Origin of the sequence: Mameliella sp. LZ-28 (genome assembly GCF_012274245.1) — a bacterium.
GTDB classification, from domain to species: domain Bacteria; phylum Pseudomonadota; class Alphaproteobacteria; order Rhodobacterales; family Rhodobacteraceae; genus Antarctobacter; species Antarctobacter albus.
The window spans coordinates 256,790-279,110 of sequence record NZ_JAANYX010000033.1 but is presented as its reverse complement, the minus strand read 5'-3'; the positions used below and the strand labels follow the sequence as shown (position 1 = coordinate 279,110).

The following is a 22,321-nucleotide window of genomic DNA, read 5'->3' as shown; positions in this document are numbered from 1 at the left end:
GCTTTTATCCGCGTTTGGGCGCGTGACGCCTTTGTGTGATCGGTCGCTGGTGGCTTGGTGGTCCGGAACTTCGCAATTCACCAGAACGAAGATCTTCGTCCCTGATCCATCCCTCATCCCGCTTTGTGCCTGACAGCCCCGTGCGCCCGCGCCAAGTAAAATAGCGGTCTCCCCGCAAGCGGGGCCCCTCCGCGATTTAGCTTGTCCCGGTCGCCCGGTGCCGTCTTTCGGCACGCGGGACGAGGGATGGCTCCGGAACGAAGATCAGGCTCAATCTAGGCGGTAGGGCAGCACGTCGCGGTGGTTGGGCGTGGTGGTCAGGCGTTTTTCCAGCGGCGGGACAGAGCGTTGGTGGCAATGGGTGCGCTCGCAGATACGGCAACTGATCCCGATGGGCTCGAAGGCGCTGGGACGGGTGAAATCCATGTCGTCGGCATAGACGAGGGCGGCGGCGTGGCGCACCTCGCAACCGATGGAAATGGCGTAGCGGCGGACGGGGGCGCCGAAGTGGCCACCGGTCTTCGAGACATCCACCGCGAGGCTGATGTAGCGCACGCCGTCCGGGGTTTCCGCAAGCTGGCGCAGGAAACGGCCGGGCGTTTCGAAGGCGCGGTGCACGTTCCACAGGGGGCAGGCGCCGCCGAAGCGGGCGAATTGCAGCCGGGTGGCGGAATGGCGTTTCGTGATGGTGCCGGCCTGGTCGACCCGGACAAAGAAGAAGGGCACGCCCTTGGCGCCGGGCCGTTGCAGCGTCGACAACCGGTGCGCGACCTGCTCGATCGAGGCGCCGAAACGCGCGGCCAGCAGTTCCAGGTCGTGCCGGGTTTCCTGCGCCGCCGAGAGGAAGGCCTTGTAGGGCATCATCGCGGCCCCGGCGAAATAGTTGGCAAGCCCGAGCTTGGCGATCGCGCGGGCCTCGTCGCTCTGAAAGCGGGCGAGATCCAGCGTCGCTTCCAGCAGCTGGTTCTGGCGCAGAAGTGCCACCTGGACCAGGAGCTGGAAGGTCTGGGTCTCAACCGGTAGCAGCGAGGAAAGGACCAGTTCCTGGCGGTCCTCGTCGAAGGCGCGCATCGGGGCTCCCTGCGATTGCCGCACCGTGATGCCGCGCGATTCCAGCCGCTCGATGGCGGCGGCGCGCATGTCCGTCTCGCTGCCGTGCAGCTTGGCGAAATGTTCCGCGGCGCGGTCCACGGCGTCGATGTAGTTGTCGCAGTAGTGGAAGAAGTCGCGCACCTCTTCCCACGGACTTGGCTGAAGTTGCGCCCCCTCGCGCCCCAGCGCCTCGTCCAGCGAGGCGAGGCGTTCATGGGTCTGCCTGTAGGCCCGGTGCAGCGCCAGGAAGGCCCGCGCCAGCACCGGCGCGTTGGAGGCGGTCAGGCGCAGGTCGGCCAGCTGAGGGCTGTGTTCGCCGAAGATCGGATCGGCCAGGGCCTCGCGCATGTCGGTGACCAGCCGTTCGGCATCGCCCTGGCCCAGCTCCGTCACGTCAAAGCCGAACTCTTGCGCCAGGGCCAGCACGACGGTGGTGCTGACCGGCCGGTTGTTGTTCTCCATCTGGTTGAGATAGGGCAGGGAGATGCCGAGCTTGGCGGCAAAATCCTTTTGCGTCAGGTTCAGGCGGGTGCGGATGTCGCGCAGCTTGGCGCCGGCATAGAGTTTCTGGGTGGCCATCTTTGCATCTTTGCGAACGAGTCGGGCAAAGATGCAAACTTTGTCAGGCCGCGTCCAGCCCCCCGACGCGACGTGCCCTGCGGATCACCAGCATCGCCGCCACGACAGAAGCCACGCCGGAGCCGAACATGATCCAGAGCAGCGGCCAGACGCCCGCATCCTCTGTCAGAAGGACACCGGCCAGCTGCGACAGGGCCGCGCCGCCGCCCAGCATGATGGCGCCGGAAAGGCCAGAGGCGGTGCCCGCGAGATGCGGGCGGACAGACAGTGCGCCTGCGGTGGCATTGGGGATCGTCAGCCCGTTGCCCAATCCGACCAGCGTCATGAAGCCGAAGAAGGTAAAGGCGTTGCCCATGTCGATGGCAAAGAGCATCAGCGACAGGCCGACGCCGCCGGCCACGATCAGCCCGCCCCAGAGCACCATCGTGTTCACCCCGAACCGGGCCGAGAAGCGCCCGGACAGGCCGTTGCCCAGGGCATAGCCGATCGCCGGCGCGCCGAAGAGCAGGCCCAGCAGGCTGGCCGAGAGGCCAAAGACCTCGATCCCCACGAAGGAGGCGCCGCCGACATAGGAGAAGAAGGCGCCCGAGGAAAAGGCGCAGGCCAGGGCATAGCCCCAGAAGCGGGGGCTGCGGAACAGCTCGGGGTATTCGCGGAACTGCTGTGCCAGGCTCAGCCCGCTGCTGGCCTTGGTCTCACCCAGGTCGTTGTGGCAAAGCCACAGGAGCAGCACGCCCATCACCAGCATCAGCCAGAAGTTGGACTGCCATCCGAACGATTCGGCCAGCAGGCCGCCCAGCACCGGCGCAAGCATCGGCACCAGGGACATGCCCATCGTCACGTAGCCGATCATCGAGGCGGCCTCATCCGGCGGGTAGAGATCGCGCACGACCGCGCGGCTGAGGACCATCGTCACCACGATGGTGGTCTGCAGCATGCGGAAGATCAGGAAGACCGTGATGTTCGTTGCCAGCAGACAGCCGATGGTGGCCAGGATGAACAGCGCGATGCCGCCCATGATCACCGGGCGGCGGCCCAGCTTGTCCGAGATCGGCCCGATAAAGAGTTGCAGCACCGCGTTCCCGGCCAGGTATCCGGTCACAGAGGCCTGCATCAGGGCGTAATCCACCGCGTACCAGTTTGCCATGATCTGCAGCGCGGGCACGAAGATGTTCATGGCCAGCGCGGACATGCCGGCCATCAGGACAAGTGTTGCGATATGTGGCGGGGTGCTTCGGTCGAGAAAGCGCGCCGGAGAATTCGGGCTCATGCGGAATGGGGTAGGGCGCACCGTGGGAAATGTCCATACATTACATGCTGCCGACATGTAATTTCCATATTTGCATTATGCGGCGGTCGTTATTTTCCGGATTTGCAAATTTGCGAGGAAATCCTTGAGGCGCAGGGATTCCCCTGTATTTTCGCGCCAAAGCGAAAGGGGCCGCCAGATGAAAGACATTATCCAGGAACTGCACGACCGCCGTGAGAACGCCCGCCTGGGCGGGGGGCAGAAACGTATCGACGCCCAGCACGCCAAGGGTAAGCTGACCGCGCGCGAGCGGATCGAGCTTTTGGTCGATGAGGGCAGCTTCGAGGAATACGACACCTTCGTCGCCCATCGCTGTACCGATTTCGGCATGGAAAAGAACCGCCCCTACGGTGATGGGGTCGTGACGGGCGTCGGCACGATCAACGGCCGCATGGTCTATGTCTTCAGCCAGGATTTCACCGTTCTGGGTGGGTCGGTCTCTGCCACCCATGCGCAGAAGATCTGCAAGATCATGGATATGGCGGTGCAGAACGGCGCGCCGGTGATCGGCCTGAACGATTCGGGCGGCGCCCGCATCCAGGAAGGTGTCGACAGCCTTGCCGGCTATGCCGAGATCTTCCAGCGCAACATCGAGGCCTCCGGTGTGATCCCGCAGATCAGCGTCATCATGGGCCCCTGTGCCGGCGGCGCGGTCTACTCGCCCGCGATGACCGACTTCATCTTCATGGTGAAGGACACCTCTTACATGTTCGTGACCGGCCCCGACGTGGTCAAGACCGTGACCAACGAGGTCGTCACCGCCGAGGAACTGGGCGGCGCAAGCACCCATACCAAGAAATCCTCGGTCGCCGACGGCGCTTTTGAAAACGACGTCGAGGCGCTGGCCGAGGTCCGCCGCCTGGTCGACTTCCTGCCCAAGTCGAACCGCGAAAAGCCGCCGGTCCGTCCCTTCTTCGATGACGTCGACCGGATCGAGCCCAGCCTCGACACGCTGATCCCCGACAACCCGAATATGCCCTACGACATGAAGGAACTGATCCTGAAGGTCGCGGACGAAGGCGATTTCTACGAGATCCAGGCCGATCACGCGGGCAATATCATCACCGGGTTCATCCGCCTTGAGGGGCAGACCGTCGGCGTGGTGGCGAACCAGCCGATGGTGCTGGCGGGTGTTTTGGACATCGACAGTTCGAAGAAGGCGGCGCGGTTCGTGCGCTTCTGCGACTGTTTCGAAATCCCGATCCTGACGCTTGTGGACGTGCCCGGCTTCCTGCCCGGCACCTCCCAGGAATACAACGGCGTCATCAAGCACGGCGCCAAGCTGCTCTTTGCCTATGGCGAGGCGACGGTGCCGATGGTCACCGTCATCACCCGCAAGGCCTATGGCGGCGCCTATGACGTGATGGCATCGAAACACCTGCGCGCCGACGTCAACTATGCCTGGCCCACGGCGCAGATCGCCGTCATGGGCGCCAAGGGCGCGGCCGAGATCATCTTCCGTGCTGACCTCGGTGATGCGGAAAAGATCGCCGGGCACGCGGCGGAATATGAAGACCGTTTTGCGAACCCCTTCATCGCGGCCGAACGCGGCTTTGTCGATGAGGTGATCCAGCCGCGCTCGACCCGGCGGCGCGTGGCGCGGGCCTTTGCCATGCTGCGCGACAAGAAACGCGAGATGCCCTGGAAGAAGCACAACAATATCCCGCTTTGAGTGCTGGAGGGCCCGCGCATGATCCCCGGTCCGGAACGGGCGCCCCAGGTCGCGCTTGCCTTCGTCAAGACGGCGCGCGACGTCTATGGGCGTGACATGGATTTCAGCCTCGACAGCCTCGGCCTCGTCGAGGAAATCCTGGACGACCTCGCCCAGGGCGAGGGCGGCGGGTCGGGGTTTCGGCTGCTGCTGCAGGCGGCCTCCTGCTATGTCGGCGAGGTCATCATCCGCGCCGGGGCCGGGAGCTGGGTGGCAGGCGCGCGGGGTGAGCCGCTTATCCTGCGCGAAGGCGGGTTGAGCGCGGTGCCCTACAACAAGGTGATGAAGCGTCTGGAAGGCGGGCCCGAAGAGGCCCTTCGCCCGTATGCGCTGATCTTCATCGAGCGGGCGGAACAGGAGCGGGCACAGGCCGCCGCGCTGGCGGCGGCGCAATCCCGCGGTCTGATGGCCCGGTTGCGGAAATGGGTGAGGGCATGAAACGCGACGCATGGCATATCCGGAGCGACCCGGAACAATACGTCCTGGCCCGGCACTGGCCGCCACGGTTCGATGTCTCGGCGGTCAGCGACTTTCCGCCGGTGCGCCCCTCGCGGCTGGCGCGCCACATCCGGCAGGACCTCTGGCGCGCGCTTCAGGGGTTGCGCGGTTTTTCACCGGTGATACAGATTGACGCGGCGGAAGGCGGTTTGACCGTGCGCGCCGGCGGTCGCCTTCAGGGGCGGGCGCCGCAAGGCACGGAAAGCCGCATCCGCGATCTGCTCGACAGCCCGGCGCACCGCGCCCGCTGGCTGCGCTGGGCAGGGGAGGACCGCTCATGAACCGGTCCAGAGTTTACGCCCCGGGTGTGCCCGGGGCTTTGGCGGCCCCGGTGGGAGGAGCCGCGAGCATCGCTCGCAGGTACCGGGGCTGCCGCCTGTTCTTCGCACCCATCCTGGCCTTGGCGGTCCTTTGCGGGCCGCTGCGCGCACAGGAAGAAGCTGCGCCGGTCCTGAAGGACATCCTGCCGACCTCGGGGCTGGAATTCACGTATCATGACGTCATCGCCGAACCGCCGCTCTGGCGGGTTCGCTACGTCGTGCCCGCACTGGACACCGCCGAACTGCCTTTCGAGGAAGTGGCGGGCGATATCGAGCTCTTGTGCACGCAGGACGCGTTGCGCCGTGTGACCGACGCGGGCGGCGAACCGGCCACCATTGTCATCACGCTGATGTCCGAACCGGTCGATTTCGGGATCATGACCCCCGATGTAACGCAGTTTTTCGAGAGTTTCTTTGTCCAAAGCGACCTCTGCATTTGGGAGGCTTTCTGATGGTCCCACAATATCTTGCGATACGACTCTCATGTGGACAAGTTTATGAGGCTTCTGAGTCACAACCCGATTCGTTGCCCAAGGGTGCGTATCTTTTTCCCCGACAGTCGGGTAGGTTCGTGACTGATTGCACCCAAGCAATCGAAACCTCTGAACGGGGACAGGCAGGGCGCTCGCGCGCTGAATGTTTCGTTGCACTAGACAGGAGTAGAAGATGTCCAAGAGCATCAAACTGCTTGCCATGTTTGCTGTCATCGCCGGCGTTTCCGCCTGCGCACAGCAGGAAGAAGAAGAGTACATCGTGGTCGATCCCGAGCCCATCTCGGTCGAGCCGGTCTACACGGGCAAGTACAAGTAAGAACCTATCGGGGCGGGCGCGCGCGTCCGTCCCGCCTTTCCGCCAGTTCGGGGCAGCAGGCGGAGGATTGACGAGCAATGCCATCGTTGCGCGCCGTCCCGGCGCGCGATCACCTGCTGTGCCGTCTCTCCCTGTCGGGGAGGCGGGCACATGCTGAAGCACCGCGGGTTCCCGGGCCGTCTGACCGGCACCGACTTCCAGTTCACGATCCGCCGCGCCAATCCCAAGGGCGTCACGCCGATCACCCGCCGCGAGCGTTACCGCGACCGCCGGCCCGCCGACCGTCGCGCAGACACCGCCTTCATGGCCGCGCTCTGGCAGCATTTCGGGGACGAACCCTTTGAACGGGGCAACCTCGACGCGGGCCGCCTGTCCTGGCTCTTTGGCCGCGAGGTCCTGCCCTACGACGACCCTTTCGACCCGGAGAGCTACGACGCGCTCCTGGTCATCGACGAGAGTGCCGCACGGGCGGCTTTTCCCGAGGCCTTCGAACCGTCGGAGGACTGGGAATGAGCTTGGGCGCTTTCTTGCCAGTTCGCCGCCAGATTGCGCGGGCGATTGCCGATGGAAATTTTGCACGGATTGCGGGCTTTGCAGATCGCGGCGTTTCTGCAAGCGTGATCACGGGTCGCGGCGAAGGTCCTATTTCGTCCCTGTGTCTCCGCGGTACCCAACCCCCTAGGGGGCGGTCAGGTCAGTCCCCGGCCCGGCCGCCCCATTTCCGTACTTGCCTCGCGAAACACGCTCCGAGTCAATGGCTTGGCGGATATTCGCGCTCTACGGGTGACGTTGGGACAAGAGACTGGATTTTCCCCCTTGCATGGTGTTCCCTGCATCCCGAGCAGTCGCAGAACGATGAGGAGAGCCTCACATGCACGGACGGGACATCAACACGCACCGCACATCCCTTGCGCTGGTCGCACTGGTCGCGCTTGCGGCCTGCGGCGACAACCTGGGCGAGCAGAGCGAGGACGCCGTGGCGCTCGACGTCAACGTGCTCTCCGGCTCGCGGGTCGGGGTCGCGAACAACATCAACTATTGCAGCCGCTACCCTTCGCGCTGCTGACCCTGCCTTTCGGCGGCTCTTCGCCGGCCTTGCGCCGGTTCTTGCCGCCCCTGGCCATCCGCACTGGAACCAACTTTCCCGCGCCGCGTTGTCGGGTAATGATCCCGACGCACTGACATGGGAGAAGGAGTGGTCCTCATGCGTATACTCACGATTTCCGCGGCACTTGTCGCAACCCTCGGCCTGGCTGCCTGTGAAGGCACAGACATCGAACGTGGCGTCATCGGTGCTGGCATCGGTGCCGCTGGCGCCGCGGCCACGGGCCGCAACGTGGCGGCCGGTGCCGCCATCGGCGGCGCGGCCGGTGTCGTCTGCGACGACGTCACGCCAGAGGTTTGCCGCAACCGCTGATCAGACCCGCGCGCGCCGGACCGGCGCCGCCACAGATCCGTTTCAACGCCGTCCGGGGTTTTTGCCCCGGGCGGCGTTTGCATGTTCAGACGCAGCCCCCCAGCGGGCCAAGAAGAAGGGACAGACATGTTCGACAAGATCCTGATCGCGAACCGGGGCGAGATCGCCTGCCGGGTCATCAAGACCGCCCGCAAGATGGGCATCAAGACGGTGGCGGTCTACTCGGACGCCGACAAGAACGCGCTGCATGTGGAAATGGCCGACGAGGCCGTGCACATCGGTCCGCCGCAGGCGAACCAGTCCTATATCGTGATCGACAAGATCATGGGCGCCATCAAGCAGTCCGGCGCGCAGGCGGTGCACCCGGGCTATGGCTTCCTGTCCGAGAACCCGAAATTCGCCGAGGCCCTCGAAGCCGCCGGCGTCGCTTTCATCGGACCGCCCAAGGGCGCAATCGAGGCGATGGGCGACAAGATCACCTCCAAGAAGATCGCCCAGGAGGCGAAGGTCAACACTGTCCCCGGCTACATGGGCCTGATCGAGGACGCCGAGGAAGCGGTGAAGATCTCGAACGAGATCGGCTACCCGGTCATGATCAAGGCCAGTGCCGGCGGCGGCGGCAAGGGCATGCGCATCGCCTGGAACGACGAAGAGGCGCGCGAGGGCTTCCAGTCGTCCAAGAACGAGGCCGCCAGCAGCTTTGGCGATGACCGGATCTTCATCGAGAAATTCGTCACCCAGCCGCGCCACATCGAGATCCAGGTGCTCTGCGACACCCACGGCAACGGCATCTACCTGAACGAACGCGAATGTTCGATCCAGCGCCGCAACCAGAAGGTCGTCGAAGAGGCGCCCAGCCCCTTCCTCGACCCCGAAACCCGCAAGGCGATGGGCGAACAATCGGTCGCCTTGGCCAAGGCGGTGGGCTATGCCAGCGCCGGCACCGTGGAATTCATCGTCGACGGCGACAAGAACTTCTACTTTCTGGAAATGAACACCCGCCTGCAGGTGGAACACCCGGTGACGGAACTGATCACCGGCGTCGACCTGGTCGAACAGATGATCCGCGTCGCCAATGGCGAGCCGCTGTCGATCACCCAGGACGACGTGCAGATCAACGGCTGGGCGATCGAGAACCGGCTTTACGCCGAGGATCCCTATCGTGGTTTCCTGCCCTCCATCGGCCGCCTGACCCGCTACCGTCCGCCCGCCGAGGGCGAACTGAGCGAGGGCATCGTGCGCAACGATACCGGCGTCTACGAGGGCGGCGAGATCAGCATGTACTATGACCCGATGATCGCCAAGCTGTGTACCTGGGGCAAGACGCGGGACGCGGCCATCGAGACCATGCGCAACGCGCTGGACAGTTTCGAGGTCGAGGGCATCGGCCACAACCTGCCCTTCGTCGCCGCCGTCATGGACCACCCGAAATTCATCTCGGGCGACATGACCACCGCCTTCATCGCCGAGGAATACCCCGAGGGCTTCGAGGGCGTGACCCTGGGCGAGGATGAGCTCAAGCGCGTTGCCGCCGCTGCTGCCGCGATGAACCGCGTGGCCGAGATCCGGCGCACCCGTGTCACCGGGCGTCTTGGCAACCACGAACGCCGCGTCGGCAGCGACTGGGTCGTCAGCCTGCAGGGGGTCGATTACGACGTCGTCATCGACGCCGACCCCGATGGCTCGACCGTCAATTTCGCCGATGGCTCCAGCCTGCGCGTCGAGGGCCGCTGGACCCCGGGCGACACGCTGGCCCACATGACGGTGAACGGCGCGCCGCTGGTGCTGAAGGTCGACAAGGTCACGCATGGCTTCCGCCTGCGCACCCGTGGCGCCGATATGCGCGTCCATGTCCGCTCACCCCGGCAGGCGGAACTGGCCCGGCTCATGCCCGAGAAACTGCCGCCCGACACCTCCAGGATGCTGCTCTGCCCGATGCCCGGCCTGATCGTGAAGGTCAACGTGGCCGAGGGCGACGAGGTCCAGGAGGGGCAAGCGCTCTGCACTGTCGAGGCGATGAAGATGGAAAACATCCTGCGCGCCGAGAAGAAGGGCGTGGTGGCCAAGATCAACGCCGGACCGGGCGACAGCCTGGCCGTCGACGACGTCATCATGGAGTTCGAATAAGGCATGGTCCGCCGCGCCCTCCGCATCTGGCTCATGCACAGCCTGGCGTTTCTCGCCGGGCTGGTGGTGTCGGGGGTGGTGGCGGTCGGCCTGTGGTTCGTGGTGCCGACAGAGGGCGGCAACGCGCTGTTCGTCGGCAGCGCGCTTGCGGTCTCCATCGTTTCGGTGGGGACCGGTTATGCCGTTTACCTGGCCCTGCTGGCGGCGCTTCTGGACCTGCTGCCCGGCTGGGGCTTTTACCTTGGCGGGCCGCTGGTTGTGCTGGCGGTCATGACGCTGGTCTTTTGCGCGGTCTATTTCCGGATGCTGGCGGCCGGGGCTGGCAGCCTGCTGGGCTATGCCCTGATGTTCGGGATCGGCGGGATTGCCCTGCACCTGCGTCTGCGCGGCGACGAACCGCGGGCAGAAACGGGGGACGGCGGATGACCCGGCTCTCGGCAACGGATCCTAAACGCCTTGGCACTAACCTGCCCGCAACGAGTACGGGCAAGGGGGCAGGGCGGTCTGGTGCGGTTTCTTCGGCGGATGCTGGTTCTTGCGGCCCTCTGGGGGCTGCTGACGGGCTGTTTCCGCCTCGACACCGAAGAGGCGGTGCGCGCGCAGCTGGGCACCTGGGTCTTCCTGGCACAGACGCGGGCCTTTACCTCGCACGGGACCTGCACGGCGGCGATCTTCGACACGATCTCGGGCGAGGTGCGGGCCTCCGGTCCGTTGCGGCGGGTGGACGATCTGCACGCCGGTCAGCGCCTGCTGTCGCAGGGCCGCGCGGTGGCCTTCGAGATCCCCGGCATGACACCCAACATGGTGTCCGAGGGGCTGATGTCGGTCAATCTCTACGAGGGGCTGGGCCTGATCTCCAGCTTTGTCGGCCCGGCCCGCGCCTGCATGGACGCGACATTCCAGGCCGATGTCTACCTGGCGCTGATGTCGGACGAGACGGTGATGATCTACGATCCCGCCACCAACGCGCTGGCGCTGCTGCACCGGCCCTCGCAGATCGCCTTTTTCCTGCGCGGCAACGTCTGACCGGCGATGCGGCTTACCTGTCGCGTGCCTCCTGCTGGCGCAGGGGCAGCTTGTCGATCGAGCGAGAGATCTCGCGCACCGACCAGGGGCCGGGTTTGCGCGTCACGATGCTGCCGTCCTTGGCGAGGATCGCCAGCATGAACCCGCGCGGGCGCAGTTTCTGCCGGACCGAGCTGCGCGCCCCGGGATCGGTGTCGGTGATCACCACCACGTCGCGCTCTTCCAGCGCGTCCAGCCGTTCGGTGATCAGGTTGATCTGCTCGACATACCGCGGGTCGGCGGGGCTGTCGGCAAAGACGACGACGGGCCGCTTGATCCACAGCCAGTCCTCCAGTGAGGTTTCGGCCGCGGGTCGGATCATCTCGAAATCATCCGTGGTCTCGGCCCCCTGGGCGGCCGAGGTACTGGCAAAGGCGCCCATCAGGGCAGCGGCGATCAGTCGGGTCAAACCATGCATGACAAAAGATATAAGCGCGGACCGGCGGGCTGCACAGCTTTCCCGCGCCAGTGCCCGGAAAAATTTTACCTTTAACGGCATTCTCACCTGTCCCGGCGCAGTCTCGCGCCCGTTCCAGGACCCCGGCGCAGTCCGCGCCTCGGGGTCGCGACCGGGGGGCATTGCCTGATGGACATCATCCTGCACGCCGGTGCCCACCGCACCGCCACCACCAGTTTCCAGGCCTACCTGCGCACGTATGGTGCCGCGCTCAAGCCGCGCGGTATCGGCTTCTGGGGCCCGCGCAGGACACGCAACGGCCTGCTCTTCGACGTGGTCGAACGCCCCGAGTCGCCCGAGGCCGCCCGTCGCGCCGCCGGGCGTCTGGGTGTGAACCTGGAAAAATCCCGGGGTCTCGGCCTGCGCCACCTGGTCATCACCGATGAGAACATGATCGGCACCGCGCGCAACTGCCTGCGGCAGCAGGCGCTTTACCCGGCGATCGGCGAGAGGATGGCGCGGCTGTCGGCAGCGGCCGGGGGCGTGGTGAAGATCACGCTGCAGATCCGCTCGCTGGATCACTGGTGGGCCTCGGTGGCGGCCTACCTGGTGCCGCGCGGGCAGTCGCGCCCGGCGCCCGACGCCATTGCCGCGCTGGCGCGGGGCACGCGCAGCTGGCGCGCTGTCATCACCGACCTGGCCTGCGCCTGTCCTGATGCAAGGATCCAGGTCACGCCCTTCGAATGTTTCGCCGACCGTCCCGACCTGCTGTTGCAGGTCATGACCGGGGAACCGGGCCTGCCGCTGGCGGACACCGGGCGGTTCCTGGAAAACCGCCGCCCCGACACCGCCGCGCTGCACGCGGCGCTGGAGGCGCGGGGCGAGGACACGGGCGGATTGCAAGAGGCCCCGGTGCCGACGCGCTGGTCGCCCTTCGACGAGGTTCAATCGGCGCGCCTGCGCCATGCCTACGAACAGGACCTGGCCTGGCTGCGCGCGGGCGCCGACGGGCTGGCCACACTGACAGAGACCCCGCAGCCGTCAACCGGGACAGAGACCCGGACCCGGCTGCCATGAAGACTTGAAGAGAGGACGAGACGATGACGGATCTGCCCGAAAGCTGGCGCGAGACGGCTGAAAAGGAACTGCGGGGCCGCCCGCTGGACGACCTGACCTGGAACACGCTCGAAGGCATCGCGGTCAAGCCGCTTTATACCTCCGCCGACATCGAGGGACTGCCCCACATGGGCACCCTGCCGGGGGCAGAGCCCTTTACCCGTGGCGTCAAGGCGACGATGTACGCCGGCCGTCCCTGGACGATCCGGCAATATGCCGGGTTTTCGACCGCGGAGGAGAGCAATGCCTTCTACCGCCGTGGCCTGGCCGCCGGTCAGCAGGGGGTCTCTGTCGCCTTCGACCTGGCCACCCACCGAGGCTATGACAGCGACCACCCCCGCGTGGTCGGCGACGTGGGCAAGGCCGGTGTCGCCATCGACAGCGTCGAGGACATGAAGATCCTCTTCGACGGCATCCCGCTGGACAAGGTCTCGGTGTCGATGACCATGAACGGCGCGGTGATCCCGGTGCTGGCCAATTTCATCGTCACGGGTGAGGAACAGGGCCACGACAAGTCGGTGCTGTCCGGGACCATCCAGAACGACATCCTCAAGGAGTTCATGGTCCGCAACACCTATATCTACCCGCCGGCACCCTCGATGCGGATCATCTCGGACATCATCGAGTACACCTCGAACGAGATGCCGAAATTCAACTCGATTTCCATCTCCGGCTACCACATGCAGGAGGCCGGCGCGAACCTGGTGCAGGAGCTGGCGTTCACGCTGGCGGACGGCAAGGAATACGTGAAAACCGCGATGGAAGCAGGGATGGACATCGACAAGTTCGCCGGGCGGCTGTCCTTCTTCTTTGCCATCGGCAAGAACTTCTTCATGGAAGTGGCCAAGCTGCGCGCGGCGCGGATGCTCTGGCACCGGATCATGACGGAACTGGGCGCGCAGAACCCGCGGTCGAAGATGCTGCGCACGCACTGCCAGACCTCGGGTGTGTCGCTGGCCGAACAGGACCCCTACAACAACGTCATCCGCACGGCCTATGAGGCGATGTCGGCGGTCCTGGGCGGCACGCAGTCGCTGCACACCAACGCCCTGGACGAGGCCATCGCCCTGCCCACGGATTTCAGCGCCCGCATCGCCCGCAACACCCAGCTGGTGCTGCAGGAGGAAACCGGCGTGACCAAGGTGGTCGACCCGCTGGCCGGCTCCTACTACGTCGAGAAACTGACCCATGACCTGGCCGAGGAAGCCTGGAAACTGATCGAGGAAGTCGACGAGATGGGCGGCATGACCCGCGCCGTCGAGTCCGGCATGCCCAAGCTGCGGATCGAGGAGGCCGCCGCTCAGCGGCAGGCCGCCATCGACCGCGGCACCGACGTGATCGTCGGCGTCAACAAGTACAAGCTCGACAAGGAGGATGACCTCGACATCCTCGACATCGACAACCAGAAGGTGCGCGAAAGCCAGGTGGCGCGCCTGGAAAAGATCCGGGCCAGCCGCGACGAGGCGGCCTGTCAGGCGGCGCTGGACGAGCTCACGCGCCGGGCGAAAGAAGGGGGGAACCTACTGGACGCGGCGGTCGAAGCGGCCCGCGCGCGCGCCTCTGTCGGAGAGATCAGCATGGCAATGGAAAAGGAATTCGGCCGTCACCGCGCCGAGGTCAAGACTTTGGCGGGCGTCTACGGCGCCGCCTACGAAGGCGACGAGGGCTTTGCCGCGATCCAGAAATCGGTCGAGGATTTCGCAGAGGCCGAGGGACGCCGCCCGCGCATGCTGGTGGTCAAGATGGGCCAGGACGGCCACGACCGGGGCGCCAAGGTGATCGCCACCGCCTTTGCCGACATCGGGTTCGACGTGGACGTCGGCCCGCTGTTCCAGACGCCCGAAGAGGCGGCGCAGGACGCCATCGACAACGACGTGCATGTCATCGGCATTTCCAGCCAGGCTGCCGGCCACAAGACGCTGGCGCCGCAACTGGTCAAGGAGCTGCAGGCGCAGGGCGCAGGCGACATCATCGTGATCTGCGGCGGGGTGATCCCGCACCAGGATTACGAGTTCCTCTACAACGCGGGGGTCAAGGCGATCTTTGGCCCAGGGACCAACATTCCCGAGGCGGCACAGGACATCCTGAGGCTGATCCGCGACGCCCGCGCCGACGCGGCCTGAGCCACGGTTCGAGAGAGGTTTCGGCCCGCTGACGCGGGCCGACCCGCGCGCGCCCTGTCGGGCGCGCGCGTCGGGGGCTGCGCCCCCGTTTGGGGGTATTTACACCAAGAAGAAGCAAGGGGCGCTCCTGGGCCTGCAGCGGAAGGAGCAGGCCGGACGGTGGCCCCTGTTCATCCCTTTGGCGCGGGTCTATCGTCGCCGTCGGAGTAGGATGAAAGGGCCTGCGCGATGATGGAACTCGATCATATTGCCGTGGCGGGCACGGACCTGGCGGCGGCCGTGGCCTGTTGCGAGGCGGCCTTGGGCGTGCCGATGGGGCCGGGCGGACGACACGCGCGCTATGGCACCCATAACCGGCTGATCGGCCTGGCGCCGCACCTCTACCTGGAGGCCATCGCCATCGACCCCGATGCCCCGTCGCCACCCGATGCACGCTGGTTCGGGCTGGATGATTTCAGCGGGCCGGCGCGGCTCGACAAGTGGATCTGCCGGGTGCCGGACATCGACGCCGCCATCGCCGCCTTGCCGGTGGCCGGGCGCCGGGTGGACCTGGAACGCGACGGGCTGCGCTGGTCTATGGCGGTGCCGGAGGATGGCAGGCTGCCCTTTGACGGGCTGTTCCCGGCGCTGATCCAGTGGCATGTGCCGAGCCCGCCGGGGCAAAGCCTGCCGCCTTCGGGGCTGACGTTGACCTGCCTGACCGTGGTGCATCCCGAGGCAGCGGCCCTGGAGGCATTGCTGGCGCCGCATCTGCAGGCGCCGCTGGTGCGGTTCGAGCCCGCCGACAGCCCGCGTCTGTCGGCAGAGATGACCGGCCCGGAGGACGCGATCCGCCTCTGACCCGCGACGGGTGTTCGCAGGTGCAGAATTTTCCCCGATCCGCCCCTGACAGCGCCTGCCGGAGCGCGTAGACTTGCCACCATGTCGATCTGGACACGCATATCGCGGGCCTTGCAGGCCCTGACCTCGGGCGAGGGGCTGACCGCCGTCTTTGACCGGCTGCGCGCGCCGCCCGAGCGCAGCGTGGCCTTTACCATCGCCGTGATCGCCCTGTCGGCCAAGATGGCCAAGGCCGACGGGCTGGTGACGCGTGACGAGGTGACGGCCTTTCGCGAGGTGTTCCACATCGCGCGCGAGGACGAGGCCGGGGCAGCCCGGGTCTTCAACCTCGCCCGGCAGGACGTGGCCGGATACGAGGATTACGCCCGCCGCATCGCGACCATGTTCGGGCAGGGCACCGGCACGCTTTGCGACCTGATGGAAGGTCTGTTCCACATCGCCCTGGCCGATGGCACCTATCACCCGGCAGAGGATGCCTTCCTGGCCGATGTCGCCGTCATCTTCGGCATGGACGAGGGACAGTTCCGCACCCTGCGCAGCCGTTTCGTGCCCGATGCGGCGCCCGATCCCTACACGGTTCTTGGGGTCAGCCCGGAGATGCCGCTGGACCAGATCCGCAAGACCTGGCGGCAGTTGGTCCGTGAAAGCCACCCGGACGCGATGATCGCCCGGGGCGTGCCCGAGGAGGCGGTCAAGATCGCGGAGAAACGGCTGATCGACATCAACCGCGCCTGGGAAGAGATTTCCGCGCGCGAAACCGCCTGACGGGCCATGCGCCTGGCCAGCTACAACGTCGAATGGTTCGACTCGCTGTTCGATGACAAGGGCCGCCCGCTGATCGACAACGAGTTGGGCGGGCGTCATCGCATCGCCCGGGGCGACCAGCTGGAGGCGCTGGGCTACGTCTTTCGGCGAATGGAGGCGGATGCGATCATGGTGATCGAGGCGCCCGACACCAATCGCCGCCGGTCCACCACCCGCGCACTGGCCAATTTCGCCGAGGCCGCGGGGCTGCGCACGCGCGAGGTGGCCACGGGGTTCGTCAACAACACCCAGCAGGAAATCGCGCTGCTCTATGACGCGGACAAGCTGCGCGTGCGTCACGATCCGCAGGACAGCAAGGTGGCGCCGCGCTTTGACACCGAGTTCGAGATCGACCTGGACATCGACGCCCGCGCCGACCGCGTGGTCTTTTCCAAGCCGCCGCTGGAACTGGCGGTCGAAACCATGTCGGGCCACAGCCTGCGGTTCATCGGGGCGCATCTGAAATCCAAGGCGCCGCATGGGGCGAAGGGCCAGGACGAGGTCATGAAACTGGCCATCGCCAACCGGCGCAAGCAACTGGCCCAGGCGGTCTGGCTGCGCCGGCGGGTGGCAGCACACCTTGAGGCGGGCGAGGACCTGGTGTTGATGGGGGACCTGAACGACGGCCCCGGCCTCGACAGTTACGAGGGGCTGTTCGGGCGCAGCTCGGTCGAGATCCTGCTGGGCGATGGCGACGGCGAAGAGCTGCATCTTTACGACCCGCACGCGGCCGAGGCGCTGCAGCGGCGGCTGGGGGCGCAGCCCACCACCGCGCGCTTTTTCCTCTACGACGAGAAACGCTACCTGCAGGCGCTGCTGGATTACGTGATGATCTCGCCGGGGCTTCGGGCGCGGAACCCGCGTTGGCGCATCTGGCATCCCTTCGACGACGCGGAATGCTGGCAGGACGAGGCCCTGCGCGCCTCGCTGCTGGTGGCCTCGGACCATTTCCCGGTCACGCTGGACATCGACCTCTGAACCCTTCCCAGGCCCTGTCCCGGTGCCTATATCTATGGACATGAGACAGCTTGCCTTGCCCGCCCTTGTCCTGACCCTTGTCGCCGCGCCGCTGGCCGCCGAGGAGGAACCGGATGGTCTCAACCTGATGGAAGAGGGGGCCAAGCTCTTTCTGCGCGGCTTGATGACAGAGATGGAACCGGCGCTGGAGGAGATGGACAGGACCCTGCGCGAGATGCAGCCCATGATGCGCGATTTCGCCGCCGAGATGGGGCCCGCCCTGGGCGAGATCCTGGAAAAGGTCGAGGACTGGACGCTCTATCACCCGCCCGAGATGCTGGAAAACGGCGACATCATCATTCGCCGCCGGGTTCCGCTGGTGCCCGAGGCGCCCGACCTGCCAGAGCCGCAGGCGGCGCCGGACGAAAAGATCGACCTGTAAGAGCGGTCGGATCGCCGGGCCGGATGCGGGCTCAGACGATCATGACTTCGCGGCTGTCTGCCCCCAGCGCGTCGGCCAGGGCCTTGAGCCGGGCCTCTCCCACCTCGCCGTAAAGCGGGGCCGTGGTGCCGTCGAGGTGCAGTTCCAGCGCCCTGGTCTCGGCATCCCAGGCCAGCCGCGGGCCGGTGCCGTCCGCTTTCAGCGTCCAGAGCATCGCGCCGAAACGCAGCGCCTTGCCCAGCACTTCTGCCTCTGTCTGGTGCGGGGCGTCGAGCAGGGCAAAGAGATCCTCGAACCGCGTGCCTTCGCGCTTGTTGCGATAGCGGTGCAGCAGGGCAAGCCCCAGGTAGACCCGTTCCCAGTGCTTCAACCCGCCCATGTTGGCGCGCGTGGCGTTGTCGAAACAGACCTCGGCGCGATAGTCGGGATGCGCGCGCCAGCTGACGTCATGCAGCAGGCAGGCCGCGTGGATCAGCCGCCGCCGCGAGGCGCTGGCATCGGGAAAGAGCGGCAGCACGAAATCATAGAGCGCGGCGCCGAAACCGGGCATCCGCGCGTCCTTGGCCTCGGCAAAGCGGCAGGCCTCGATCAGCGGATCGCGGTCGCGCAGTTCCTGCGGCATCTGTTCAAACAGCATGCCTTCGCGGATGCCGTAGCTGGAAATCGCGATGTCCTTGGGTTCGAAACATTCCAGCAGGCGCAACAGGACCTCGCTGGCGAAGGGGACCAGGGCCATCCGCGCGGCCGAGACGCCGCAGGCCTTGCGCAGCGCGTCGTGATCCTCGTTGGCCTCGATGTAGGCGACGGTCTCGCGGACCGAATCCGCGTCCATCCGGTATTCGTGCAGCACCTGCAGCGGATAGCCCTGCCGGTGCATGTCGATCCGTGCGATCGCCCGCCAGCTGCCACCGACCAGGAACAGCCGGTCGCGCTGGGTGCCCATGTGTTCGGCCAGGGCCTTGAGCTCGCGCTTGATCTGCTTGTCGCGCGCCTTGCGCCCGCCTTCGATATCGCGCAGTTTCAGCGGTCCCAGCGGCGAGGTCACGCGGCGGCCAACCTCTCCGTCGTGGATTTCCGCCAGTTCCATCGAGGACCCGCCGATGTCGCAGACAAGGCCGTAACTGCCGGGCCAGCCCAGCAGAACGCCCTGCGCCGACAGCCGCGCCTCTTCGGCGCCGTCGATCACCCAGACCCGCAGGCCGGTGGCGGATTCCAGCACCCGGCGGAATTCCTCGCCATCCTCGGCGTCGCGCATCGCTGCGGTGGCCACCACGGTCAGGTCGGGCAGGTCCATGCCCTTGGCCAGGGCACGAAAGCGCAGCATGGCGCGCAGCGCCCGCTCGCGTCCCTCGGGGTTCAGGCGGCCGGTCTCGGCCATCCCGGCGCCCAGGCCGCACATGATCTTTTCGTTGTAGAAATAGGCCGGGCTGCGCGCAGCCCCGTCAAAGACCACCAGCCGGACCGAGTTCGAGCCGATGTCCACGACACCCACCCGGGACAGGGCCCGCGCCTTCGGATCGTTGAAGAGCGGCCTGCCAAACGGGTCCCAGTGCCCGTGCGTTTCCTCTTGCCCGTCCATCCGAATCCCGCTGTCTCTCGGCGGGGTTATGGCCCTATCGAACCCGGGGGGTCAATCAAAAGCACCAGACCTTGCGCGGCACTGACGTGTCGTTCTCAAGGTCTGGTGCATCTTGCTTAGCGGAACAGCGACAGCAGGGACTGCGGTGCGCGGTTGGCGATCGACAGTGCCTGCATGGCCAGTTGCTGCTGGACCTGCTGTGCCTGCAGCTTGGCGGAAACCTCTTCGAGATCGGCATCCACCAGCGTTCCGATGCCCGATTTCAGCGCGTCGGTCAGGCCCGCGACAAAGTCTTTCTGCGTATCCAGGCGCATCTCGGCAGAGCCGAAGGCGGCGGCTGCGTCGATGGAGGTCTGGATCAGGCCCTCGATTTCGGCCAGGGCGCTGTCGGCGCCGGCCTGGGTGGTGACGTCGATGTTCCCCAGTTCCGCCAGTCCGCCGCCGATTGTCGTGGTGGCATCGGGGTCGTACTGCTGCACGGTGATGGAGAAGTTGTCGCCGCCCTGGTCCGCGCCGGTAAAGGTGATCTGGTTGCCGCTTGCCGTGGCGTCGATGGTGCCCGCGTTGCCGGCGCCCAGGTCGTCGCTGACATATTTGTTGAAGGCAGCGGCGAGGCCCGCGGCCACGTCTTCCATCGTGTCACCATCGCGGGCGACATAGGAAATGTCGTTGCGATCAGCGGTGTTGGAGGGGCCATTGCCCGCCGTGGCCGTGATCTCGACCGAAAAGCCGGTCCCGGCGGCGACGGTTGTCGTGGCTGCGGCGCCAAAGGTCGTTGTGCCGGTGGGGGCGGTGGCGTTGCCCGTCATGGTGGCCGCCGCGCCGTCGCCGGTGCCGGTGATGTCATTGGCCGCGCCGGCCAGCGCGGTCAGGCCGCTGCCGATGCTGCTCTGGCCCTGGCCCAGGTCCTGCTTGGACACCCGGATGTCGCTGGAGGTCACGCCGTCCATCGTCCGGTTGAGCGAGGACAGGACGTTGATGCCGCCGGACCCCGCGGTCTGGTCGGTGTTGGTCAGCATGGCCTGGCCGTTGAACTGCGCCGCGCTCACGATCGAGCTGATCTGGTCGCGCAGGGCGTCGATATCGGTCTGGATCTTGGCCCGGTCGACGTTTTCCTCCTGCGCGGCGACGATCTTGCCCTTCACCTCGGTCAGGAGTTCGGTCACCGTCTCGGCACCCTGGCGGGCGACGGAAATCGTCGCCTGGCCCAGGCTCAGGCTGTCGGACACCTTCTGAAAGCCCTGGACGTCGGCCTCCATGACTTTGGAAATCGCCCAGACCGCCGCATTGTCCTGCGAAGAGGCCACCTTCTTGCCGGTGGCGATCTGCATCTGGGTGTCGCCCATCGAGGCGTTGATCGCTTTCAGCGTCTGAAGGGCCGCCGTGGCCCCGGGATTGGAATTGATACTCGACATTCGCTTTCGCCTTTCTCGTCAGAGGGCGCGTTTCGCGCCCGGCATCATGGCCGCCGTTCTGACGCTGCGGACGACAGGGGGTCGCCCGCGCCACGAAAAGCTCGTGCAGGGTGACTATTGCCCGGCTGTCTTTAACCCGTCTTTAACGATTTGCGGCGCTGCCGGGGTGATACTGGGGCAAGACTATGGCGCGAATTGTCCGCGGTTTATTGAGGATCTGGAAACAGAGGTTGCCGATTTCGAAACAGGGGAGGGGTGTGCCGCCAATTTCTGTAACGACGTGCCGGGCAATTGCCTTCGCGCGGCGGCGTTTGACCCTAGAACACCCGTGAAAGCATGCGCGATGCAGCTGCTCGTGGTGTCGGTTCGGCGGACAAATCAGTCTTTCGACGATCCTGTCTCGTTGGCCGCTCAGTCATTGCCATAGGTCAGCAAGCGGACTTCCCCGGTGTCAACCTGGACGGCATAGACCCGGTAATCCCCCGCGACCGGAGTGTTGCCGTCGCGGCGCGCGACCGCTTCGAGAAGGAGCCATCCGTCGCTGAACATGTAGGGTTTCAGCGGAGGCCCGTGTTCGTTGCCGTAGTCGAACAGGTCCGTCAGTCCGGGAAAAGAGGTGGTCGGGATGAAGATCGAAGAACGACGTCCGTCCAACCCGAACATCCTGATCTCGCCTGGTCGGGAAAATGCGCCTGTGGCAATCAGCAAGCGGCTTTCCGCGTCATAGAGCATCTCCGCGGCATCATACTCGTCCAGGTCGGTCACGACGGCCCATACCCCGGTCTGACCGTCGACAGAGTACAGGTAGCCCTCGTCGCCGTACGTGATGCTATAGATCATCTGCGAGCCCGGGTCGTACACCGCCGTTGCCGGCAAGAGGACATCGGGGACACCGGGTGAGACCGCAAACCGTCGTGTGCCTGTCGGGCTGGAAAGCGTGATCCCGGTTTCATCGAAGACCAGAGTGAAATCTGTCTTCTCTCCCCGGTTCCGGGTCCAGTCGCGGATCTTCGGCGGCAGATCGTCGTTTTCGCCCAGGCGCCGTGAAAGGTAGTCACGCGAGAGCCCCTCGGTTCTCGTGTCGACATGATCCACCCTGACCGGCACGTCGGTTGCCTTGTGCACCCCCTGGAAGCTGCTGAGGCGCTCTGTTTTCATACTGTCCGTCACGGCCTCGACCAGCGTTCGGAACTCGCTCCCCAGCGGGCGGAATGCCAGGGGCAACCCGGAGACCTGCACGCCAGCCATCGGAATCCCGTTGAGAGTGACTTTGCTGTCCGTTGGGCCAGGGCCACTCCTGATGATTTCGCCGATGATGGTTCCGGCCGTGGCTTCAACTTTCCAGTGCAATGCGCCGCCGTCCAGCAACACAAGGCCGATTTCCTCGCCCGGGCGGTCCACCACGAGCCGGGCCTCGGGCAGCGCATAGTAATCTTCGGTCTGGTATCCATCGCCGACCGATACGACATGAACCTCGCGTTCGGCCAATACCGGACCGGCAAGTCCGGGGAGAAGGCAGGCGAGCAATATTCCATGCAAGTTCAACATCGGTGTCACAAGGAGCGAACGGACCGCAACCCGTTGGGGGTCGCAGGCAACGGGTCTGCCGTGCATCCTATCGCGACGGGGCATTTCCGTCGAGGCTGGCCGCTCTGGGCATTGCGCTCATCGTCGGCGCATCAAGGCGAAACGCCGACCGTTCTGCCAATTGCAGCAAGTG

At 65.8% G+C, this 22,321-nt stretch carries 24 protein-coding genes; 18 read left to right on the top strand and 6 right to left on the bottom strand.

What is annotated here, in order from left to right:
* Positions 1–270: 270 nt before the first annotated feature.
* Both G9Q80_RS19300 and G9Q80_RS19295 read right to left on the bottom strand, forming a co-directional pair.
* Positions 271–1,671 (bottom strand): helix-turn-helix domain-containing protein, encoded by a 1,401-nt coding sequence (locus G9Q80_RS19300; RefSeq protein WP_043144237.1) that lies wholly within the window; start codon positions 1,669–1,671, stop codon positions 271–273.
* A gap of 43 nt (positions 1,672–1,714) precedes the next feature.
* A complete protein-coding gene (locus G9Q80_RS19295; protein ID WP_088715823.1) occupies positions 1,715–2,941 on the bottom strand; it encodes a multidrug effflux MFS transporter in 1,227 nt (408 codons plus the stop codon).
* A 178-nt stretch (positions 2,942–3,119) separates the two neighbouring features.
* Here G9Q80_RS19295 and G9Q80_RS19290 point away from each other — a divergent pair, with 178 nt between their 5' ends.
* From G9Q80_RS19290 to G9Q80_RS19240, 11 genes are all read left to right on the top strand, one after another.
* Positions 3,120–4,652, top strand: a complete 1,533-nt coding sequence (locus G9Q80_RS19290) for an acyl-CoA carboxylase subunit beta (protein WP_043144239.1) — start codon at positions 3,120–3,122, stop codon at positions 4,650–4,652.
* Between the two features lie 18 nt (positions 4,653–4,670).
* Complete coding sequence (locus tag G9Q80_RS19285) at positions 4,671–5,129, top strand: hypothetical protein (protein ID WP_133066427.1); 459 nt, start codon at positions 4,671–4,673, stop codon at positions 5,127–5,129.
* Positions 5,126–5,470: a hypothetical protein gene (locus tag G9Q80_RS19280; RefSeq protein ID WP_088715825.1), complete on the top strand. Its 345-nt coding sequence runs from the start codon at positions 5,126–5,128 to the stop codon at positions 5,468–5,470. The genes G9Q80_RS19285 and G9Q80_RS19280 overlap by 4 nt, the downstream gene beginning before the upstream one ends.
* Positions 5,467–5,961 (top strand): DUF6497 family protein, encoded by a 495-nt coding sequence (locus G9Q80_RS19275; RefSeq protein ID WP_088670430.1) that lies wholly within the window; start codon positions 5,467–5,469, stop codon positions 5,959–5,961. Before G9Q80_RS19280 ends, G9Q80_RS19275 begins: the two co-directional genes overlap by 4 nt.
* A gap of 214 nt (positions 5,962–6,175) precedes the next feature.
* Positions 6,176–6,319, top strand: a complete 144-nt coding sequence (locus tag G9Q80_RS19270) for a hypothetical protein (protein ID WP_162846276.1) — start codon at positions 6,176–6,178, stop codon at positions 6,317–6,319.
* Between the two features lie 150 nt (positions 6,320–6,469).
* Positions 6,470–6,832, top strand: coding sequence for a hypothetical protein (locus tag G9Q80_RS19265; protein WP_069209938.1), 363 nt, complete (start codon positions 6,470–6,472; stop codon positions 6,830–6,832).
* A 358-nt stretch (positions 6,833–7,190) separates the two neighbouring features.
* On the top strand, positions 7,191–7,385 hold the full coding sequence (locus G9Q80_RS19260; RefSeq protein WP_088715826.1) for a hypothetical protein: 195 nt from the start codon (positions 7,191–7,193) through the stop codon (positions 7,383–7,385).
* A gap of 138 nt (positions 7,386–7,523) precedes the next feature.
* A complete protein-coding gene (locus G9Q80_RS19255; protein WP_043144244.1) occupies positions 7,524–7,736 on the top strand; it encodes a hypothetical protein in 213 nt (70 codons plus the stop codon).
* A 126-nt stretch (positions 7,737–7,862) separates the two neighbouring features.
* Positions 7,863–9,863 (top strand): acetyl-CoA carboxylase biotin carboxylase subunit, encoded by a 2,001-nt coding sequence (locus G9Q80_RS19250; protein ID WP_088715827.1) that lies wholly within the window; start codon positions 7,863–7,865, stop codon positions 9,861–9,863.
* 33 nt (positions 9,864–9,896) lie between these two features.
* The gene (locus G9Q80_RS19245; protein ID WP_133066428.1) at positions 9,897–10,289 is read left to right on the top strand and encodes a hypothetical protein; all 393 of its coding nucleotides are present in this window, start codon (positions 9,897–9,899) and stop codon (positions 10,287–10,289) included.
* Positions 10,290–10,370: 81 nt separating this feature from the next.
* Entirely contained in the window at positions 10,371–10,889 is a 519-nt protein-coding gene (locus G9Q80_RS19240) for a hypothetical protein (RefSeq protein ID WP_133066429.1), read from the top strand.
* Between the two features lie 13 nt (positions 10,890–10,902).
* On the opposite strand, the gene G9Q80_RS19235 is transcribed toward G9Q80_RS19240, so the two are convergent.
* Positions 10,903–11,337, bottom strand: coding sequence for a DUF4174 domain-containing protein (locus tag G9Q80_RS19235; protein ID WP_373286030.1), 435 nt, complete (start codon positions 11,335–11,337; stop codon positions 10,903–10,905).
* A gap of 177 nt (positions 11,338–11,514) precedes the next feature.
* Between G9Q80_RS19235 and G9Q80_RS19230 the strand changes: the two genes are divergently transcribed.
* The 6 genes from G9Q80_RS19230 (at position 11,515) to G9Q80_RS19205 (ending at position 17,607) form a co-directional block, all read left to right on the top strand.
* Entirely contained in the window at positions 11,515–12,402 is an 888-nt protein-coding gene (locus G9Q80_RS19230) for a hypothetical protein (RefSeq protein WP_232788239.1), read from the top strand.
* 23 nt (positions 12,403–12,425) lie between these two features.
* A complete protein-coding gene (gene scpA / locus G9Q80_RS19225) occupies positions 12,426–14,564 on the top strand; it encodes a methylmalonyl-CoA mutase (protein ID WP_088715829.1) in 2,139 nt (712 codons plus the stop codon).
* 228 nt (positions 14,565–14,792) lie between these two features.
* Positions 14,793–15,404, top strand: coding sequence for a VOC family protein (locus G9Q80_RS19220; RefSeq protein WP_088715830.1), 612 nt, complete (start codon positions 14,793–14,795; stop codon positions 15,402–15,404).
* Between the two features lie 81 nt (positions 15,405–15,485).
* Positions 15,486–16,169, top strand: a complete 684-nt coding sequence (locus tag G9Q80_RS19215) for a molecular chaperone DjiA (protein ID WP_043144284.1) — start codon at positions 15,486–15,488, stop codon at positions 16,167–16,169.
* Positions 16,170–16,175: 6 nt separating this feature from the next.
* Entirely contained in the window at positions 16,176–17,186 is a 1,011-nt protein-coding gene (locus G9Q80_RS19210) for an endonuclease/exonuclease/phosphatase family protein (protein WP_088715831.1), read from the top strand.
* A gap of 40 nt (positions 17,187–17,226) precedes the next feature.
* Positions 17,227–17,607, top strand: a complete 381-nt coding sequence (locus G9Q80_RS19205; protein ID WP_088715877.1) for a hypothetical protein — start codon at positions 17,227–17,229, stop codon at positions 17,605–17,607.
* A 31-nt stretch (positions 17,608–17,638) separates the two neighbouring features.
* On the opposite strand, the gene G9Q80_RS19200 is transcribed toward G9Q80_RS19205, so the two are convergent.
* On the bottom strand, positions 17,639–19,186 hold the full coding sequence (locus tag G9Q80_RS19200) for a Ppx/GppA family phosphatase (RefSeq protein ID WP_088715832.1): 1,548 nt from the start codon (positions 19,184–19,186) through the stop codon (positions 17,639–17,641).
* A 116-nt stretch (positions 19,187–19,302) separates the two neighbouring features.
* Positions 19,303–20,601, bottom strand: a complete 1,299-nt coding sequence (locus G9Q80_RS19195; protein ID WP_088715833.1) for a flagellin N-terminal helical domain-containing protein — start codon at positions 20,599–20,601, stop codon at positions 19,303–19,305.
* A gap of 46 nt (positions 20,602–20,647) precedes the next feature.
* On the opposite strand from G9Q80_RS19195, the gene G9Q80_RS19190 reads away from it, so the two are divergent.
* Entirely contained in the window at positions 20,648–21,028 is a 381-nt protein-coding gene (locus G9Q80_RS19190) for a hypothetical protein (protein WP_133066430.1), read from the top strand.
* Here the strand turns inward: G9Q80_RS19190 and G9Q80_RS19185 are convergent.
* The gene (locus G9Q80_RS19185) at positions 21,013–22,089 is read right to left on the bottom strand and encodes a hypothetical protein (protein ID WP_088715834.1); all 1,077 of its coding nucleotides are present in this window, start codon (positions 22,087–22,089) and stop codon (positions 21,013–21,015) included. The genes G9Q80_RS19190 and G9Q80_RS19185 overlap by 16 nt on opposite strands.
* Positions 22,090–22,321: the final 232 nt, after the last annotated feature.

Excerpts from the sequence above, each read along its gene's own strand:
- scpA (WP_088715829.1), top strand. The coding sequence starts at position 12,426 with ATGACGGATCTGCCCGAAAGCTGGCGCGAGACGGCTGAAAAGGAACTG.
- G9Q80_RS19270 (WP_162846276.1), top strand. The coding sequence starts at position 6,176 with ATGTCCAAGAGCATCAAACTGCTTGCCATGTTTGCTGTCATCGCCGGC.
- G9Q80_RS19300 (WP_043144237.1), bottom strand. The coding sequence starts at position 1,671 with ATGGCCACCCAGAAACTCTATGCCGGCGCCAAGCTGCGCGACATCCGC.
- G9Q80_RS19230 (WP_232788239.1), top strand. The coding sequence starts at position 11,515 with ATGGACATCATCCTGCACGCCGGTGCCCACCGCACCGCCACCACCAGT.
- G9Q80_RS19265 (WP_069209938.1), top strand. The coding sequence starts at position 6,470 with ATGCTGAAGCACCGCGGGTTCCCGGGCCGTCTGACCGGCACCGACTTC.
- G9Q80_RS19260 (WP_088715826.1), top strand. The coding sequence starts at position 7,191 with ATGCACGGACGGGACATCAACACGCACCGCACATCCCTTGCGCTGGTC.
- G9Q80_RS19295 (WP_088715823.1), bottom strand. The coding sequence starts at position 2,941 with ATGAGCCCGAATTCTCCGGCGCGCTTTCTCGACCGAAGCACCCCGCCA.
- G9Q80_RS19280 (WP_088715825.1), top strand. The coding sequence starts at position 5,126 with ATGAAACGCGACGCATGGCATATCCGGAGCGACCCGGAACAATACGTC.
- G9Q80_RS19195 (WP_088715833.1), bottom strand. The coding sequence starts at position 20,601 with ATGTCGAGTATCAATTCCAATCCCGGGGCCACGGCGGCCCTTCAGACG.
- G9Q80_RS19255 (WP_043144244.1), top strand. The coding sequence starts at position 7,524 with ATGCGTATACTCACGATTTCCGCGGCACTTGTCGCAACCCTCGGCCTG.
- G9Q80_RS19285 (WP_133066427.1), top strand. The coding sequence starts at position 4,671 with ATGATCCCCGGTCCGGAACGGGCGCCCCAGGTCGCGCTTGCCTTCGTC.
- G9Q80_RS19215 (WP_043144284.1), top strand. The coding sequence starts at position 15,486 with ATGTCGATCTGGACACGCATATCGCGGGCCTTGCAGGCCCTGACCTCG.
- G9Q80_RS19200 (WP_088715832.1), bottom strand. The coding sequence starts at position 19,186 with ATGGACGGGCAAGAGGAAACGCACGGGCACTGGGACCCGTTTGGCAGG.
- G9Q80_RS19275 (WP_088670430.1), top strand. The coding sequence starts at position 5,467 with ATGAACCGGTCCAGAGTTTACGCCCCGGGTGTGCCCGGGGCTTTGGCG.
- G9Q80_RS19205 (WP_088715877.1), top strand. The coding sequence starts at position 17,227 with ATGAGACAGCTTGCCTTGCCCGCCCTTGTCCTGACCCTTGTCGCCGCG.
- G9Q80_RS19210 (WP_088715831.1), top strand. The coding sequence starts at position 16,176 with ATGCGCCTGGCCAGCTACAACGTCGAATGGTTCGACTCGCTGTTCGAT.
- G9Q80_RS19245 (WP_133066428.1), top strand. The coding sequence starts at position 9,897 with ATGCACAGCCTGGCGTTTCTCGCCGGGCTGGTGGTGTCGGGGGTGGTG.
- G9Q80_RS19190 (WP_133066430.1), top strand. The coding sequence starts at position 20,648 with ATGGCCGCCGTTCTGACGCTGCGGACGACAGGGGGTCGCCCGCGCCAC.
- G9Q80_RS19290 (WP_043144239.1), top strand. The coding sequence starts at position 3,120 with ATGAAAGACATTATCCAGGAACTGCACGACCGCCGTGAGAACGCCCGC.
- G9Q80_RS19220 (WP_088715830.1), top strand. The coding sequence starts at position 14,793 with ATGATGGAACTCGATCATATTGCCGTGGCGGGCACGGACCTGGCGGCG.
- G9Q80_RS19250 (WP_088715827.1), top strand. The coding sequence starts at position 7,863 with ATGTTCGACAAGATCCTGATCGCGAACCGGGGCGAGATCGCCTGCCGG.